The 14,605-nt window shown below is 62.9% G+C and carries 13 protein-coding genes; 4 read left to right on the top strand and 9 right to left on the bottom strand.

Annotation, left to right across the window (positions count from 1 at the left end):
* Positions 1-45: 45 nt before the first annotated feature.
* Positions 46-1,140 (top strand): DUF2855 family protein, encoded by a 1,095-nt coding sequence (locus AB7813_RS17040; protein ID WP_439083958.1) that lies wholly within the window; start codon positions 46-48, stop codon positions 1,138-1,140.
* A gap of 10 nt (positions 1,141-1,150) precedes the next feature.
* On the opposite strand, the gene AB7813_RS17035 is transcribed toward AB7813_RS17040, so the two are convergent.
* On the bottom strand, positions 1,151-2,905 hold the full coding sequence (locus AB7813_RS17035; protein WP_439083959.1) for a chloride channel protein: 1,755 nt from the start codon (positions 2,903-2,905) through the stop codon (positions 1,151-1,153).
* A 221-nt stretch (positions 2,906-3,126) separates the two neighbouring features.
* Between AB7813_RS17035 and AB7813_RS17030 the strand changes: the two genes are divergently transcribed.
* Positions 3,127-3,684 (top strand): HNH endonuclease, encoded by a 558-nt coding sequence (locus AB7813_RS17030; protein ID WP_089267641.1) that lies wholly within the window; start codon positions 3,127-3,129, stop codon positions 3,682-3,684.
* A 24-nt stretch (positions 3,685-3,708) separates the two neighbouring features.
* Here the strand turns inward: AB7813_RS17030 and AB7813_RS17025 are convergent, their stop codons facing one another.
* The 4 genes from AB7813_RS17025 to AB7813_RS17010 are packed head-to-tail and all read right to left on the bottom strand — an operon-like array spanning position 3,709 to position 7,265.
* Positions 3,709-4,686, bottom strand: coding sequence for a tripartite tricarboxylate transporter substrate-binding protein (locus AB7813_RS17025; protein WP_439083960.1), 978 nt, complete (start codon positions 4,684-4,686; stop codon positions 3,709-3,711).
* Between the two features lie 57 nt (positions 4,687-4,743).
* Positions 4,744-5,640: a polysaccharide deacetylase family protein gene (locus AB7813_RS17020; protein WP_441228244.1), complete on the bottom strand. Its 897-nt coding sequence runs from the start codon at positions 5,638-5,640 to the stop codon at positions 4,744-4,746.
* A gap of 36 nt (positions 5,641-5,676) precedes the next feature.
* Positions 5,677-6,573 (bottom strand): fumarylacetoacetate hydrolase family protein, encoded by an 897-nt coding sequence (locus tag AB7813_RS17015; RefSeq protein WP_309942758.1) that lies wholly within the window; start codon positions 6,571-6,573, stop codon positions 5,677-5,679.
* Complete coding sequence (locus AB7813_RS17010; protein WP_439065127.1) at positions 6,570-7,265, bottom strand: GntR family transcriptional regulator; 696 nt, start codon at positions 7,263-7,265, stop codon at positions 6,570-6,572. The genes AB7813_RS17015 and AB7813_RS17010 overlap by 4 nt, the downstream gene beginning before the upstream one ends.
* A 216-nt stretch (positions 7,266-7,481) precedes the next feature.
* On the opposite strand from AB7813_RS17010, the gene AB7813_RS17005 reads away from it, so the two are divergent.
* Both AB7813_RS17005 and AB7813_RS17000 read left to right on the top strand, forming a co-directional pair.
* Positions 7,482-8,558 (top strand): phospholipase, encoded by a 1,077-nt coding sequence (locus AB7813_RS17005; protein ID WP_439083962.1) that lies wholly within the window; start codon positions 7,482-7,484, stop codon positions 8,556-8,558.
* A gap of 101 nt (positions 8,559-8,659) precedes the next feature.
* Complete coding sequence (locus AB7813_RS17000) at positions 8,660-9,631, top strand: S1C family serine protease (RefSeq protein WP_120287257.1); 972 nt, start codon at positions 8,660-8,662, stop codon at positions 9,629-9,631.
* Positions 9,632-9,716: 85 nt separating this feature from the next.
* Here AB7813_RS17000 and AB7813_RS16995 read toward each other — a convergent pair whose 3' ends face one another.
* From AB7813_RS16995 to AB7813_RS16980, 4 genes are all read right to left on the bottom strand, one after another.
* Positions 9,717-10,679, bottom strand: coding sequence for a DUF1775 domain-containing protein (locus AB7813_RS16995; protein WP_439083963.1), 963 nt, complete (start codon positions 10,677-10,679; stop codon positions 9,717-9,719).
* A 44-nt stretch (positions 10,680-10,723) separates the two neighbouring features.
* Entirely contained in the window at positions 10,724-12,922 is a 2,199-nt protein-coding gene (locus tag AB7813_RS16990) for a TonB-dependent receptor family protein (protein WP_439083965.1), read from the bottom strand.
* A gap of 70 nt (positions 12,923-12,992) precedes the next feature.
* Positions 12,993-13,376, bottom strand: coding sequence for a DUF2946 family protein (locus AB7813_RS16985; protein WP_439083966.1), 384 nt, complete (start codon positions 13,374-13,376; stop codon positions 12,993-12,995).
* Positions 13,377-13,453: 77 nt separating this feature from the next.
* Complete coding sequence (locus tag AB7813_RS16980; RefSeq protein ID WP_175366000.1) at positions 13,454-14,341, bottom strand: cation diffusion facilitator family transporter; 888 nt, start codon at positions 14,339-14,341, stop codon at positions 13,454-13,456.
* Between the last annotated feature and the right edge of the window lie 264 nt (positions 14,342-14,605).

The raw sequence follows: 14,605 nt of genomic DNA, 5'->3' as shown, positions 1-14,605 counted from the left end.
GTGAAAGGAATGATCGCTGCAGGGAAAACGCAGCGGAGTTCGATCATGAACGCGTATACGCAATTCAACATAGCCAAGAATAATTTTCAGAACACCGTGCTGGTGCAGATGTCGCTGCCGCGACTGGACGAGCTGTCCGATGATTGCCTTCTGGTCGAGGTCGAACGCTTCGCTTTCACCGCGAACAACGTCACTTATGCGATGCTGGGTGATCGGATGAAATACTGGCAGTTATTCAAGGCGCCTGATGGCTTCGGCAATATTCCGGTCTGGGGTTTTGGCAGGGTGATCGCGTCGATGCACCCGCAGATCGCCGAAGGCGAGCGGCTGTTCGGTTATTTTCCGATGGCCTCGCATCTGGTGATCGAGGCCGCGGATGTCAGCAAGCGCGGCCTGCGCGACGGCGCGGCGCATCGGCAGGGCGTGGCGCCGGTCTACAATGCCTATGCGCGGGTGACGGACGATCCGGCCTTTGCCGGGCGCAATGGCGACTATCAGGCGTTGCTGCGGCCGCTCTTCATGCTCTCGTTCCTGGTCGATGATTTTCTCGCCGAGGAGGAATTCTTCGGTGCACGCACTGTCATTCTCTCCAGTGCCTCCAGCAAGACAGCCTTCGGTCTCGCGCATCTGCTGCACAGCAAGCGCAAGCCGGTTCGTGTGATCGGACTCACATCAACGGGCAATGCCGATTTCGTGCGGTCGCTCGGCTGCTACGACGATGTTGTGCTCTACGATCATATCGATACGCTGCCCGCCGATCAGCCGGTGGCCTTCGTCGATATGGCCGGGAATGCCGACCTGCGCGGCCGGCTGCATCGGCACCTCAAGGACAAACTCGTTTATAGCGGGCGCGTCGGGCTCACCCATCAGGATGCAGCGGTGGATGAGGAGCTTCCCGGCGCCAAGCCCTCATGGTTCTTCGCGCCGGACCAGATTCGCAAGCGCGCCAAAGAATGGGGACCGGGCGGCATTGATACCCGCTTCAACGCGGCGTGGTCGGGATTCCTGCCGCTGCTGGAACAGTCGCTCACGGTTGCCGAGAGCCGTGGCCCTGTCGCCGTCGAGAATATCTATCGCGATACACTGGCCGGCCGGGTGCCGCCCGATCAGGGGCATATGCTGTCGCTCGCGGGCGGCTAACGGCGGACCATCACATCTCGCCGAGGGCTTCGCGGCGGCGCTGCTCGGACTCTTCGGCGTAGCGCCGTGTCGCGTGGGCTTCCGAGAGCGTGCCGAGCACGCGGTGGCTTTCGGCCTCGACCACCGCCAGCGATTCCGCTTCGGCGCCCTCGAATACCACCATGGCGTCGCGGATGTTCATGTCCGGATGCAGGACGACGTCGCGACAATGCAGCAGGCTGTCGAGCCGAAAGGCTGTCACGTCAGGCGAATGCGCTTCAGCGACGATGGCGAGGCCGACATAGCGGCCTTCGGGATCGACGGCGACGACCTGGGTCTTCGAGCCGAGCGGGAACTTCTCGCGAAATTCGTCGAGCGGCATGGTGGAGTCGACAGTCGGCACGTCCGGGCGGAGCAAGCGCTTGACGGTGAGATCGCGGATCCAGCCCACGTCTGCGGCGCTGCGGATGGTCTCGCCGCGCAGATGCAGGCGCCATGTGGCGAAAGAGTAGCCGAACAGTTCGCGCGTCATCTGGGTGGAGATGATGACGGCGACCAGCACCGCAGTGGTGAGCCAGAGATTGCCGGTGGATTCGAGCGCGATGAAGGACATGGTGAGCGGGCCGCCGATTACGGAGGCCGACAGCGCGCTCATGCCGATGATGGTGTAGACGGCGGGATCGATGGTGAAGCCGGCGCCGATCGCATTGAAGCCGACCGCGAACAGATGGCCGCCGAGCGCGCCGAGAAACAGCGTGGCAAAAAACAGACCTCCACGAAAACCTGTCCCGAGCGAGATGATCGAGGCGAGCGTTTTCAGCGCCATCACGAAGGCCACCAATGCGACAGGATAGGCCGTCATGCCGCCGAAATGCAGCGCGCCGTGTCCGGATGCCATGACTTGCGGCGTCAGCAGCGCCATCAATCCGACCAGCAGCCCGCCCAGCGCCGGACGCAGCGGCGGCCACAATTTGATTTTGGTGAGCAGCGCTTCGGTCCAGGCGACGACACGCATGATGCCGATGCCGAAGGTTGCGGCGAAGACGCCGAGCAAGGCCGCCACCGCGAGGTCATGCCCGAGCACGTCGCCGAACCGGCCGGCAACGACGCCAAGCGACAGCGGATCGAAGGCATGGGCTACGAAATAGCCGGTCACCGCGGCAACGCCGACCGGCATCAGACTCGCCGATGTGTAGCCGCCGATCACCAGTTCGAAGGCATAGAACGCGCCGGCCAGCGGCGCACCGAATGCGCCGGCGATCGCGGCCGCCGCACCGCAGCCGACCATCACGCGCTGGTCGCCGCGACGCAGGTGGAAGGCGCGCCCGATAGAGGCACCGAGCCCGCTGGCGAGCTGGGTGTAGCCGGCCTCGAGGCCGACCGAGGCTCCGACGCCGCTGGACCACACGGTTTGCAGCGCGACGATGATGCTGCCGCGGAACGACATCCGCCCCCCATGGAGCGCGTTGGCCTCGATCGGGTCGACCTCGCGGGCCGGTCGCCAGCGCGAAAGCCACAGGAAGGCGACGCCCAGCAGCAGCCCGCCAAAGGTGGGAACCAGAATCGCGCGCACCGGATCGATCCAGAACTGGCTGGAGAGTCGCTGCCCCCATTCCAGATTGAACAACACCGCGTGAAGAACGCTGACCGCAGCGCTCATGGCGGCCACTACGAGACCCCCGATCACGCCGATCAGCGCTGCCAGAATCGCAAGGCTGGTTTCATGCGCACGGACAAAGGCGCGCAGCCGTTGCGGGGCCTCGAGATAGCGGGAGGATGGGACCATCGGGCAGCGTCCGGTATTTGCGGCCGCGAACCGGGCGCGCGCCACGGGGTTTAGCGGCAGGCGCTGCGACAGACCACCCGCAGTTCCCAGAAAAGCGACCCAACGCGGCGCTTTTGTGAGGGGATAAGGTCTGCCCTATGCCCTTCACAACCCTGTCACGCTGCCTGTAGTATGTGGAGACAGGTTGCTTCGCAGCCATATGTGGGGGTCAGGAGCGTTACTTGAACGCACATGTCTCGCAAGGCGGTTGGCCGGTTCTGGTCCTCAATGCGGACTTCCGGCCGCTGAGTTACTACCCACTGTCGCTGTGGTCGTGGCAAGACGCGATCAAGGCAGTGTTTCTCGACCGTGTGAATATCGTAGAGCACTACGATCACGCGGTGCGGAGTCCTTCGTTCGAATTTCAGCTGCCCAGCGTGGTGTCGCTGAAGTCGTTCGTGAAGCCGACGACGCATCCCGCCTTCACCCGGTTCAACGTCTTCCTGCGCGACCGCTTCTCCTGCCAGTATTGCGGCTCGCATGACGACCTGACCTTCGATCATATCATCCCACGCTCCAAGGGCGGCCAGACCACCTGGGAGAACGTTGTTGCGGCCTGTTCGCCTTGTAATTTGCGCAAGGGCAACATGACCACGCAGCAGGCGCGCATGTTCCCGCGCCAGACGGCGTTCGCACCGACGGTGCACCAGCTGCATCGCAACGGCCGGCTGTTTCCGCCGAACTATCTGCACGGCAGCTGGCTGGACTATCTCTACTGGGATACGGAACTGGATCCGTAGGCGTCGGGCGCTACGCCAAGATCGCTATTCCTGCTTCAGCTCGAGCTTGCGGATGATATCGCCCCATTTGGTGATCTCTCCGCGCACATAGGTCTGAGAGTCGGTCACCGAACCACCAACGGCCGCGAAGCCGATGCGGTCGAATTGTTCGCGAACACTTGCATCTGCAAGCGTCTTGTTCACGTCGGCGTTGAGCTTGTCGATGACGGGCTGCGGCGTCCTGGCCGGCACCAGGAATGCCACCCAGGTTGCATCCTCGTCGTCACTCAGTCCGAGCTCGCGCGCGGTCGGGACATCCGGAAGCGATGGCATGCGCTCGCGGCTTGTCACGGCCAGCGCCTTGACCTGTTTGCCCTTCACGAGCTCCATCGCCGCGGGCAAGGCGACGCTGGCCAGAGGCGTGTGACCGCCCATCACCGCATTTAGCGCGGGACCTGCACCCGTGAACGGCGCATGCACGATATTGGCCTTGGCGTTGAGCTTAAATATTTTTTCGGCCGACAGATGCGGCGTAGTGCCGACACCGGCAGTGCCATAGGTGAAGTTTTCCTTGGCGGCAGAGGCGATCACCTCGCGCAGGGTCGATGCTGTGAGACTAGGCGCGCCGACGATCAGATTGGGCGTGGTCGCCGCGACCACCACGGTCTTGAATTCGTCCGGCGAATAGCCGGCCTTTGCCGACAGGCTCGGATTGACGGCGAATGCGCTTGTCGTCACCAGCACGGTATAGCCGTTGGCTTCGGCCCTTGCAGCCGCGGCAGCCGCGATATTGCCACCGGCACCACCGCGATTCTCGATAACGACGGGTTCGCGCCACAGGTCGTTCAGTTTCTGTCCGACAATGCGCGCAATGATATCGGCGGGGCCGCCCGGCGCGAAAGCGACGAGCAGGCGCACCGGCTGCGCCGGGTAGGGCTGCTGGGCGACGGCGGGACCGATCGCCGTCAGCAGCGCAGCGGTGATCACGACCGCGCTGGATGCGCGCTTGAAGAAGTGCGTCATGAGATTCCTCCTCGATGTTTTTTCGGGAGGCTTTTGCGCCTCCTCAACGGGTGTGGTTCAGAACACCTCGTCCTTGAACCACCGGCCCTGCGCCAGCGCGTATTCGGCAATCTCCATACGCGTGCCGATCCAGATATCGTCGCGCTTGCGCGCCAGCTTGATCATGGCGTCGTAAACCCACGCGCCTGCCGGCCGACCGAACACATGGGTATGCGCGGTGACATCGAGCATGAACGGTGCCGCGTCGGCTTGGCTTGCATTGTCGAGGATGGCGCGGAACTGGTCGATCAGCGTCGCCGGCGCATTGCCGTAGCGGATGCTGTGCGGCAGATCGTTCACGTCCATCGTCAGCGGAATGCCGACGATGCGTTGTTCCGGCGCATCTTTCTGCGTGATAATCGAGGGCAGGTCGTCGTCATTGCAGTCGCCGAACCAGACATAGCCTTCCTCAGCGAGCAGCTTTGGCGAAATCAGGCTTCCGGTGCCACGTGGGCTGATCCATCCTTTCGGACGTTCGCCGGTGACGGCGGCGATGAGGTCACCGGTGCGGCGGATATTGGCGCGCTCACCGGCCTCGTCGAAATAGACCGGGATGACATCCATGCCATAGGAATGCGCCACGATCTCGTGACCGGCGGCATGAAGCTCCTTCAGCACGGTCGGGTGGGTTTCGGCCAGCACGCCGTTGACCATGATGCTGGTCTTCACATCGTTTGCGGCAGCGATGCGCGTGAGGCGCTGGATGCCGCGTACGGCGCCGTAGCTTGCCCAGGAATGCGCGTTGGTATCGAAAAAGCCGGGCTGCAACACGTTGCCCATCGGCCCGATGCCCGGTGCCTTGCCGGGCGACCAGGCCTCATAGGCCAGATTGAAGACGATGCCGATGCGTGCGCCATTCGGCCAGCGAAAGTCCGATGTTGCACGCTGCACGCGGAATGTCCGGGAATCACTCATGTTGTTGTCCTTGTTTTTGGCGCGTGCGGTGCCGTGTCAGGCCACGATGCTGTTGGACAGGATGCCGATGCCTTCGATCTCGGCTGTGACGCGATCCCCCTTGAGCAGGAAGCGCGGCGGCGTCATCGCATAGCCGACCCCGGACGGAGTTCCGGTGGCGATCACGTCTCCAGGCTCCAGCGTGAGGCCACGCGTCAGATGTTCGATGATGGCTGGGATATCGAAGATCATGCGGCTGGTGCGGCTGTCCTGGCGGACCTCGCCATTGACCGTGCTGAAGATCCTGATGTCGGCAACATTCGGCAGCGCGGACGCATGGACCACAACCGGCCCGAATGGGCAGGAGCGATCGAGGCCTTTGCCTTTGAACCACTGGCCGTAACGGCGTTGCATGTCGCGGCCGGTGATATCGTTGATGATCGAATAGCCGAACACATGATCGAAGGCGTTCTGCGCGGAAATATTGCTGCCCGGCTTGCCGATGATGACGGCGAGCTCGACTTCGTAATCGAGCTGTTCGGTGACATTGGCATGCTGCGGAATCGTCTCACCTGAAGCGATCACGGCGGTCGGCGGTTTGGTGAAGAATTCCGGCACGCTTGGCAACGGGGCGGGCGCCTTGCCCTGCGCGCGCATGCCTTCGTCGATATGATCCTTGTAATTGCGGCCAACACAGAAAACGTTCTTCTTCGGCCGCGGGATCGGTGCCATCAGCGTCAGAGATGCGAGTGCAACAAGGTTCGCGGCATTCGCGGTGGATGCGAGACCACGCACGATGGCGAGCCCCGCTTCGCCGGCTTCGGCGAGATCGCCGACATGGCGCGGCGCGGAGGCCTGGCCATCCGGCCACGCCTTCGTCAGATCGAGAACGTTGTCATCGGTCAAGAGGCCGAGATGCGATCCGTCTGCGGCTGCAAAAGTGAGGAAGATCATGGTGTGGTCTCATTCTGTCCGGGGAGGTCGAATTCTTTCAATGACGCCGCTGCCTGGTCGCGCAGCAAACGGACATGCCGTCGCGCGAGTGTTTCCGCGCGGTCGGGATCGCGCTGTGCGATCGCGTCGATGATGTCGTGGTGCTCATGAAACGATTGCGAGCCGCGATTGAGACGCTCGATAAAGCGCAGTCCCGCCATTTTCAGATGGCCGAATGAGTCCCATGTTTTGCCGAGCAGGGCGTTGCCGCTCTCTTTGATCATCAGCGCATGAAAGGCAGTGTTGGCAGCGGCATATTCGGTGGGGCGTGCCAGCGCGCCGGCTTCATCGAAATCGGCGAACACGGCCCGCAGGCGGGGCGCGACATCATTCGCACCGTTGAGGGCGACTTCGCGCGCTGCCAGACCTTCCAGCATTTCTCGGATCGACAGCCATTCGAGATATTCCGGCAGCGATGTCGGCATCAGCCGTGCGCCGCGGCGCGGGCGAAACGTGATCAGCCCTTCCTGCTCGAGCCTGCGCATGGCCTCACGTACGGGCGTCCGGCTGACCCCGAGCTCTGCCGCAAGCTCCTCTTCTCGAAGTCGCAAGGGGGCCGTGAGGCCGGCCGCACGCACCCCCAGCCGAACTTTCAGGGCCGTATAGACTTCGTCTCTCAGATAGGGCCTGGCGGCGATCGGGCTGATGCTCATGAATTTTGTATATGTATACAAAATCGAGAAGTCCATGGTATTTCAATGTTGCGTCGCAGCGATCTTGCCGAATGTGAGTGACTTGGCTGATCGGTAACTGGGGCTGACAGATCTCGCCGGCGCGGAGATGGCCGCTTTGCCGTCGTATCAGTATGGTCTCTGGCTTCTTGCTCGGTCCTGGATTGATGGGACCAAACGATCTGCCCGGAGCTTCCGATGAGCGACATAGTCGTCGACGATATCGTTGTTCTGCTGCCGCCCCTGCTGCAGTCGCTCGAGGCGCTGCAATTCGTTGCGCGCAATCTGCATCCGCCGACTTTCGGTGCCGTCATGGAAGCGGTGGGCGAGCCTGATCAGGCGCTCAAGGCGGTGCGCGCAGAGCTCAACGCATGGCCGGATGATTTTAGCGATCTACGGGCGCATCTCGATGCGGCGAGCGACGCGGCGCTGACGGCCTTTACCGGCCTGCGCGCGGCCCAGCAGCCCGGCGGCGATCTGCCGATGGTGTTTCGTGCGCTACGTCACGCCACGCGCGCGCAGGAATCGCTCTATGCCACGGTGGCGCGGCTGCCGCCGGTGAGTACGTTCTTTCTTCCGCCTGACATGCGCGAGAACACGGCACTGCTTGAACGACTGGCCTCGCCTTCGGCAGAGAACACCGGCGTCATTCATGATGGTGAGCCCGGACGTCGCGGCGGTTTCTCGATGTACGTGCCGGAGACCTACACGCCGGATCGTGCCTGGCCGCTGGTGATGGCGCTGCATGGCGGCAGCGGCAACGGCCGGGCTTTCTTGTGGAGCTGGCTCGCCGATGCGCGCAGCTCTGGCGCGATCGTCATCGCGCCGACGGCGATCGGCAGTACCTGGGCGCTGATGGGCGACGATGCCGATACGCCAAATCTTTCGCGCATTCTCGATCTCGTGCAGACGCGCTGGCATATCGATCCCGCGCAGCTCCTGCTGACCGGCATGAGCGATGGCGGCACCTTCTGCTATGTCAGCGGCCTGCGCGCCGAGTCGCCCTTCACCCATCTGGCGCCGGTGGCCTCGACCTTCCATCCGCTGATGGCGCAGTTTGCCGATGCAGATCGCCTGCGCGGCCTGCCCATCCATCTCGTCCATGGCCGTCTTGACTGGATGTTTCCGGTGCAGACCGCGCGCGAGGCACAGCAGGCGCTCACGATCGCCGGCGCCGATGTCACCTATCGCGAGATCGACGATCTCAGCCACTGCTATCCGCGCGAGGTCAATGCGGTGCTACTGGCGTGGCTCGCACAACGTCCCGGTGCGTAACCAAACGCCGCAGGGTCGCTAAGTTCACAGGCTGGACTTCCACGTCCGCGATCGGTTCTTATATGGCGGGGGCTACCCATCCCGGACAAAGGAGATTTTGCATGCCTTCACTGACCGAGTGGAAAGTGCCCCCGGGTGTGCAGCCGCGTGCTGAGGATTACGGATTCGACCTCGAACAGGCGCTGGAGGCGGTGGTTGGGCTGCATTGCATCATCCCGGAAGATGCTTTCACGGCAGATACGCTCGGCACCGAGCGCGCCGGCAATGGCGTGCTGATCGGTGACGGTCTCATTCTCACCATCGGCTATCTCATCACCGAGGCCGAAACGATCTGGGTGCATCTCGGCGACGGCCGCGTGGTGCAGGGCACGGCGCTGGGCGTCGATCAGGAAAGCGGTTTCGGACTCGTGCAGGCGCTCGGCGAGATCGACATCGCGCCGCTGCCGCTCGGCGAGTCGGCGAGCGCGAAGATCGGCGATCGCGTGGTGGTCGGCGGTGTCGGCGGACGCACGCGGTCCGTGGCCGGCAAGATCGCCGCGACACAGGAATTCGCCGGCTATTGGGAATACCTGCTCGACGACGCGATTTTCACGCATCCGGCGCATCCGAACTGGGGCGGTGCCGCCCTGATCAATGCCAAAGGCGAGTTGATCGGCATCGGCTCGCTGCAGATCGAGCGCGAGCACGGTGGCAAGAACGAACATCTCAACATGGTCGTGCCGATCGACTTGCTGAAGCCGGTCCTCGACGATCTCAAGACCTATGGTCGTGCCAACAAGCCGCCGCGGCCGTGGCTCGGGCTGTATGCCGCCGAGGTCGAGGACAAGGTCGTCGTTGTCGGGATCGCCAGGAAGGGCCCGGCGGCCCGGGCCGAGCTCAAGACCGGCGACGTGATTCTTGCCGTAAACGGTGAGGAGGTATCCGATTCCGTCGAATTCTATCGCGCACTCTGGGCGCTAGGTCCGGCCGGTGTCGACGTGCCGCTGACGCTCTATCGCGGTGGCGATACATTCGATGTCGAATTGGTATCGACGGACCGCTCCAAGATGCTGAAAGCTCCCCGGCTGCACTAACGCCAGGATACACGCGACGCAATCGCGGCCTGTCGTAGACATCAGGCGCACCGCAACATGTGCGGTGCGCGGCGTCTTGACGTGATCAGTGCGCGTGTCCGCCGCCGGCCGGTGCCGAGGCGCCGACGGCGTTGACCTCGAGTTCGATGTCTACCTTGCCGGCCTTCTCGAACTGTAGCTGTGCCTTCACCTTGTCGCCCTTGGCGAACGGCTTGGCGAGATCCATCAGCATCAGGTGATAGCCGCCGGGCTCGAGCTTCACGGTGGCGCCGGGCTTGATCTCGAGTCCGTCATTGAGTGGGCGCATCTTCATCACGCCATCGGTCACGCTCATCTCATGCACCTCGATGCGGCTGCCGCCGGTGAATGTGCCACCGAGCAGCTTGTCGCTGGTCTTGCCGTTGTTGGTGATGGTGAGATAGCCGCCGGCGACCTTGGCCGCGGGCGGTGTGGCACGCGTCCAGGGCGTCATGATCATCAGGTCGCCCGCATGGACCATGCCGGCCATCTGCGCCATTGCATCATGTGGTGATGCCGCGGCAAGGCGAACGATCGGCGCCGGTGATTTCAGACTGTGCGGATCCTGCCCCGCAGCCGGGATCTGCGCCCAGTCTTCCGAGCCCTGCTCGCAGGTCTGCAGTGTCGGCACATACAGCGGTGCATCAGCCTTCAATGCGGCAGGCAGATAGGCCGAGAATACGAACTCGTCATAGAAGTCGTTGTCGAGCTTCCCGGTCCAGGTGATTTCCTTGACGCCTTCCGATGCCTTCATGCCGTGCATGAAATCGTAGGACTGCGCATAGGCGCCTTTCTTCACGGCGATGGTCCAGCCCGGCTTCGGCATCGGCTTCACTGCGATCATCCCTTCCGGAATCTGCACGGTGATTTTCGTCGTCGGCGAGGCGCCACAGCCATGCGGCACGGCGAGCACCGCGCGATAGGAGCCGCCGACCGTGGCCGGGCCGCTCTGCACGAAGACATGGGCATAAGCAGGCGATGCCACTGCGCCCAGCGCAGTGAGAAGCAACAGCATGGAGCGGTTGGTCATGGAACGTCCTTTCGTGGATTGAAGCATAGCGGAATTCATCATCTTCACCACCTCGCCTTGACGCCGGCATAGATGGCGCGGCCGGTGCCGGGTTCGAACAGCGGCGATGTCGCCGTGGCCTGATTGAGAATGCTGGCGGAGGCGATGTAACGGGTATCGAGCACGTTGCGTGCTTCGATATAGCCTGAATATGTGCCGCCATTGTCGACGCCGGCTTTCAGGCCGAGCAGCGCATAGGGTTCGGTCTTCAGCGTATTGGCGCTGTCGACATAGTAAGCTTCCGGCACCCATTCGACATTGGGGCCGAGATAGAAGCCGTTGGCGTGCTTGTAGAGCAATTCCGCGCGCAGATAGTGCCGCGGCGCGCCCGGCAGCAGGTTGTTGCCGAAAGTCGCGTCATTGTCGAAGCGGAAGTCGTTGAACGTATAGGCCATGTTCAGCCAGAGCTTGTCGGGATGCGGCGAGGCATCGAACATGCCCTTGAACACGGCGATGCCAAGGCCGGCCTCGATGCCCTGATGGATGGTGCGATCCGCATTGGTGACGTTGCAGTTGCCGAAGGCGCTGTAAATGCATTGCAACTCGTCGGTGATGTTGGCGCGGTAACCCGTCAGCTCCCATGTCAGGTCGGGACGCCGTCCACGCGTGCCGATCTCATAGGTGGTCGCACGCTGTGGCCGGATGCTGGTGAAGGGAATCGTCGGGATGCCCGGGCCGTTCGAACTCTCGCCGAAGCTCGGCACTTCCGCACTGCGCGAGATATTGGCGTAGGCCTGCCAGGTCGGATCGATATTCCAGAGCACGCCGCCTTTCGGACTCCACAGGTTGAATTCGGTGGCGCCGGACTGGTCGCCATCGCTCAGGAAACGGTCCTGCCGATTGCGCGTGGCGTAGAGAAACTGTGTGCCGCCAATCAATGCGACGGTGGGCAGCACATAGAACGAATTCTCGACATAGACCGAGGTGTTCTTCGAACGGTCAATGGAGGACGACGCCAGCGCGCCCTTCTGGCCCGCGACATTGACATACTGGTTGTTGTCGATCCGGCCGTTGATGACATTCACGCCCGCGACGAACACGTTGCGATAGCCGCCGATATTGCGGTCGTCGGTGACCTTCGCGAAGCCGCCATAGTCTTGATAGCTGTAGTCCAGATACTGGAAGATCGGATGCATCAGGTGCCGATCGACGGCGAAGGCGCCGAAATCGATCGTGGTGTTGTCGAGACGGATGGTGGTTTTGTTGGCGAGGCGTACGGTGTCGATATTGCGCTGCTGATCACCGGTGAGATTGCCTGCCGCCGCGGTGGTCGGCGAATTCAGCGCGCTGTCTTTGCTCACCGAGCCGGGAATGCGCTGACGTACGCTGTTCGCATTGAGATAGAAACGCGTCTCGAAGTCCGGCGAGAACTGGTAGCCGACATTGCCGCTGACGCGGGTTGCCTCGCCATTGCTGTGATCGCGGAAGCCATCGGCGGACTGCGTCGAGGCCGTGATGAAACCGTCCCACGGACCATTGGCGCCGCCGGTGTTGGCTTGCAGGCGGCGGAAGCCGAAAGCACCCATGTCGACCGACGCGCCGTTCGGAAAAGGATCGCGGCCGGTGGGTGTCACGAAATTGATCGCGCCGCCGAGCGAATTGGCGCCGAAGCGCAATGCGTTGCCGCCCTTGAACACCTCGACATATTTATAGGCGGTCGGGTCGATCTCCTGGAAATCGCCATAGCCGTCGGCGGTGTTGATCGGGATGCCGTCCATATAGAGCTGCACGCCGCGCAGATGGAAATTGCGCGACAGACTCGATCCGCGGATCGACAGGCGGGTGTCGTCGCCCCATTTCGGCTGCGCGAACACGCCCGGCACATAATCGAGGATGTCCTTGATGGTGTTCGACGGCGTCGATGTTCGCCACGCATCCGCCGTTACCAGCGCGACGCCGCCGGGCGTCTGCTGGATCTCGCGGAGTGCCTGCTGCGCGGTGAGCACCGTAAGGGCCCCTGGGACGGTCGGGGCCTGCGCGCCGACAGATGCTGGCGGTGCCGCAGGGGTGCTGCGGACCGTACGGGCGTTTGGCGCCGCGTTGCGTGGCTTGCGCGTGGCTGCAGCGCGCTGCTGCGCGGGTGCATCGACGGTAACCGCCGGAAGCGATGTTGAAAGGGCCGATTGGGCCGACACCGCGCCTGGAATGAGCGCGGCCGCGGATGCGAGCAGGACGCTGCGCAGCCGCATGGAAACGGATAGCATGGGGAAAACTCCACCGGGATTGAACTGAGCAACGCGCGCGCTGATGCGCGGCGTCTGACGGCGTGGAACGTCAGCTCAGGCGCGGCGGCGCGCGGGCCCGGTGGTCGGAGGTTGCGGCGGTCGCGACGATGCGATCGTCGAGGGCGGCAACGGGAGCGATCGCGATGGCGATGCGCGAGACGAGGAAAGTCGCGGAGGCAGGCGGAGCGCCCGGCGCATGGGTGCCGACGCAAATCGGGCAATGCACCGCCGGAGCGCCTGACGTCTTGCCGGCGTCGTCAGGGGATGCGGCAAGGTCAGGATGGGTGAGGCAGAGCTCGAAGCCTGCGGCCTGCGCGGTCGGCGAGATCGCGGCGAGCAACAGGCTCGACAGCACGACATTGAGCACAAGCGCATAGGCAGCGGCCAAAGATGCCACGGCCCCAAACCAGCGTTTGCGCGAAACATGTGTCACGGGAACGATCCTCGCCTCCCGATTAACACGGGGGCGGAACCTGTCAAAGCCGTTCGTGGAGCGAAGTTACCCGAAATCTAGAGAACGACGATGCCGGAATGCTTGGCCTTGTCGTCGGGTTCGACATGGATGGTGATCAGAGCCTCGCCGATCTCCTGGCGGATCGCGGTCTCGAGCTTGTCGCAAATGTCGTGCGCGGCGCTCACGGTGGTCGATCCTGCCACCACCAGATGGAAATCGATAAAGGTCATGCTGCCGGCGCGGCGGGTGCGCAGGTCATGCGCCTCGATGGCGCCGTCGGCATGGGCCGATATGGTCTGCTTGATGCTCGCGAGCATGGCTGGCGGGATGGCCTCATCCATCAATCCGCTGAGCGACTCCTTCATCAGGCCCCAACCGGCCCACAGGATGTTGAGCGCGACGAGCGCCGCAAGGATCGGATCGAGAATGGCGATGCCCGACAGTGCCGCTACTCCGACGCCGCCGAGGACGCCGATTGAAGAATACACGTCGGACAATAAATGGCGGCCGTCCGCTGCGAGAGCCGGCGAGCGGTGAATGCGACCTTGCCGGATCAGGACCCATGCCCAACCTGCATTGATGACACTCGCCGCTGCGTTGAGCAGAAGCCCGACCCAGGGTGCTTCGACAAGGCGCGGTACAAGATAGCTTTGATAGGCTTCGCGCAGGATCAGGATCGCGGCGAGCACGATCAACACGCCTTCGAGCACGGCCGAGAAATATTCAGCCTTATGATGCCCGTAGGGATGATCGTCGTCTGCCGGTTTCGCGCTCAGCGTGGTTGCGAGCAAGACGACGATCGCCGTCACGACATTGACGATGCTTTCAATCGCATCGGACAGCAGTGCGACGCTGCCGGTCAGATGATAGGCAGCGTATTTCATACCGAGGACCAGCAGGCCAACGGCAATGCTGCCTTGCGCAAGACTGCGAACGCTTGTCATCTGAAAATCTCGTTGGGGTAACGCGAAGTCTCACGCGGCTGTGTGCTCTAATATGCCGATCACAACGATGCAAGCCGTGAAATCCAGCTGCAAGTGCTTCGCATTATAAGGCGCGTGTACTTCGTCGAGCACGTGGTCCTCCCAATGGACATGATATCGATCTCGTCATGCGCGTGGCGTTTGTAGCGGTTGTCCGCGCATTGATAGTTGCGGGACGACATCGTGCTGGATCGTGTCGTCATGGCGTGGTCCTCAATGTCGCCG

Origin of the sequence: Tardiphaga sp. 20_F10_N6_6, assembly GCF_052076045.1 — a bacterium.
Lineage (GTDB): Bacteria > Pseudomonadota > Alphaproteobacteria > Rhizobiales > Xanthobacteraceae > Tardiphaga > Tardiphaga robiniae.
Note: the sequence above shows the minus strand (reverse complement) of the source record. Positions and strands in the feature narration are given on the sequence as shown.

Excerpts from the sequence above, each read along its gene's own strand:
- AB7813_RS17040 (WP_439083958.1), top strand. The coding sequence starts at position 46 with ATGAACGCGTATACGCAATTCAACATAGCCAAGAATAATTTTCAGAAC.
- AB7813_RS17035 (WP_439083959.1), bottom strand. The coding sequence starts at position 2,905 with ATGGTCCCATCCTCCCGCTATCTCGAGGCCCCGCAACGGCTGCGCGCC.
- AB7813_RS17025 (WP_439083960.1), bottom strand. The coding sequence starts at position 4,686 with ATGACGCACTTCTTCAAGCGCGCATCCAGCGCGGTCGTGATCACCGCT.
- AB7813_RS17020 (WP_441228244.1), bottom strand. The coding sequence starts at position 5,640 with ATGAGTGATTCCCGGACATTCCGCGTGCAGCGTGCAACATCGGACTTT.
- AB7813_RS17015 (WP_309942758.1), bottom strand. The coding sequence starts at position 6,573 with ATGATCTTCCTCACTTTTGCAGCCGCAGACGGATCGCATCTCGGCCTC.
- AB7813_RS17010 (WP_439065127.1), bottom strand. The coding sequence starts at position 7,265 with ATGAGCATCAGCCCGATCGCCGCCAGGCCCTATCTGAGAGACGAAGTC.
- AB7813_RS17005 (WP_439083962.1), top strand. The coding sequence starts at position 7,482 with ATGAGCGACATAGTCGTCGACGATATCGTTGTTCTGCTGCCGCCCCTG.
- AB7813_RS17000 (WP_120287257.1), top strand. The coding sequence starts at position 8,660 with ATGCCTTCACTGACCGAGTGGAAAGTGCCCCCGGGTGTGCAGCCGCGT.
- AB7813_RS16995 (WP_439083963.1), bottom strand. The coding sequence starts at position 10,679 with ATGACCAACCGCTCCATGCTGTTGCTTCTCACTGCGCTGGGCGCAGTG.
- AB7813_RS16990 (WP_439083965.1), bottom strand. The coding sequence starts at position 12,922 with ATGCTATCCGTTTCCATGCGGCTGCGCAGCGTCCTGCTCGCATCCGCG.
- AB7813_RS16980 (WP_175366000.1), bottom strand. The coding sequence starts at position 14,341 with ATGACAAGCGTTCGCAGTCTTGCGCAAGGCAGCATTGCCGTTGGCCTG.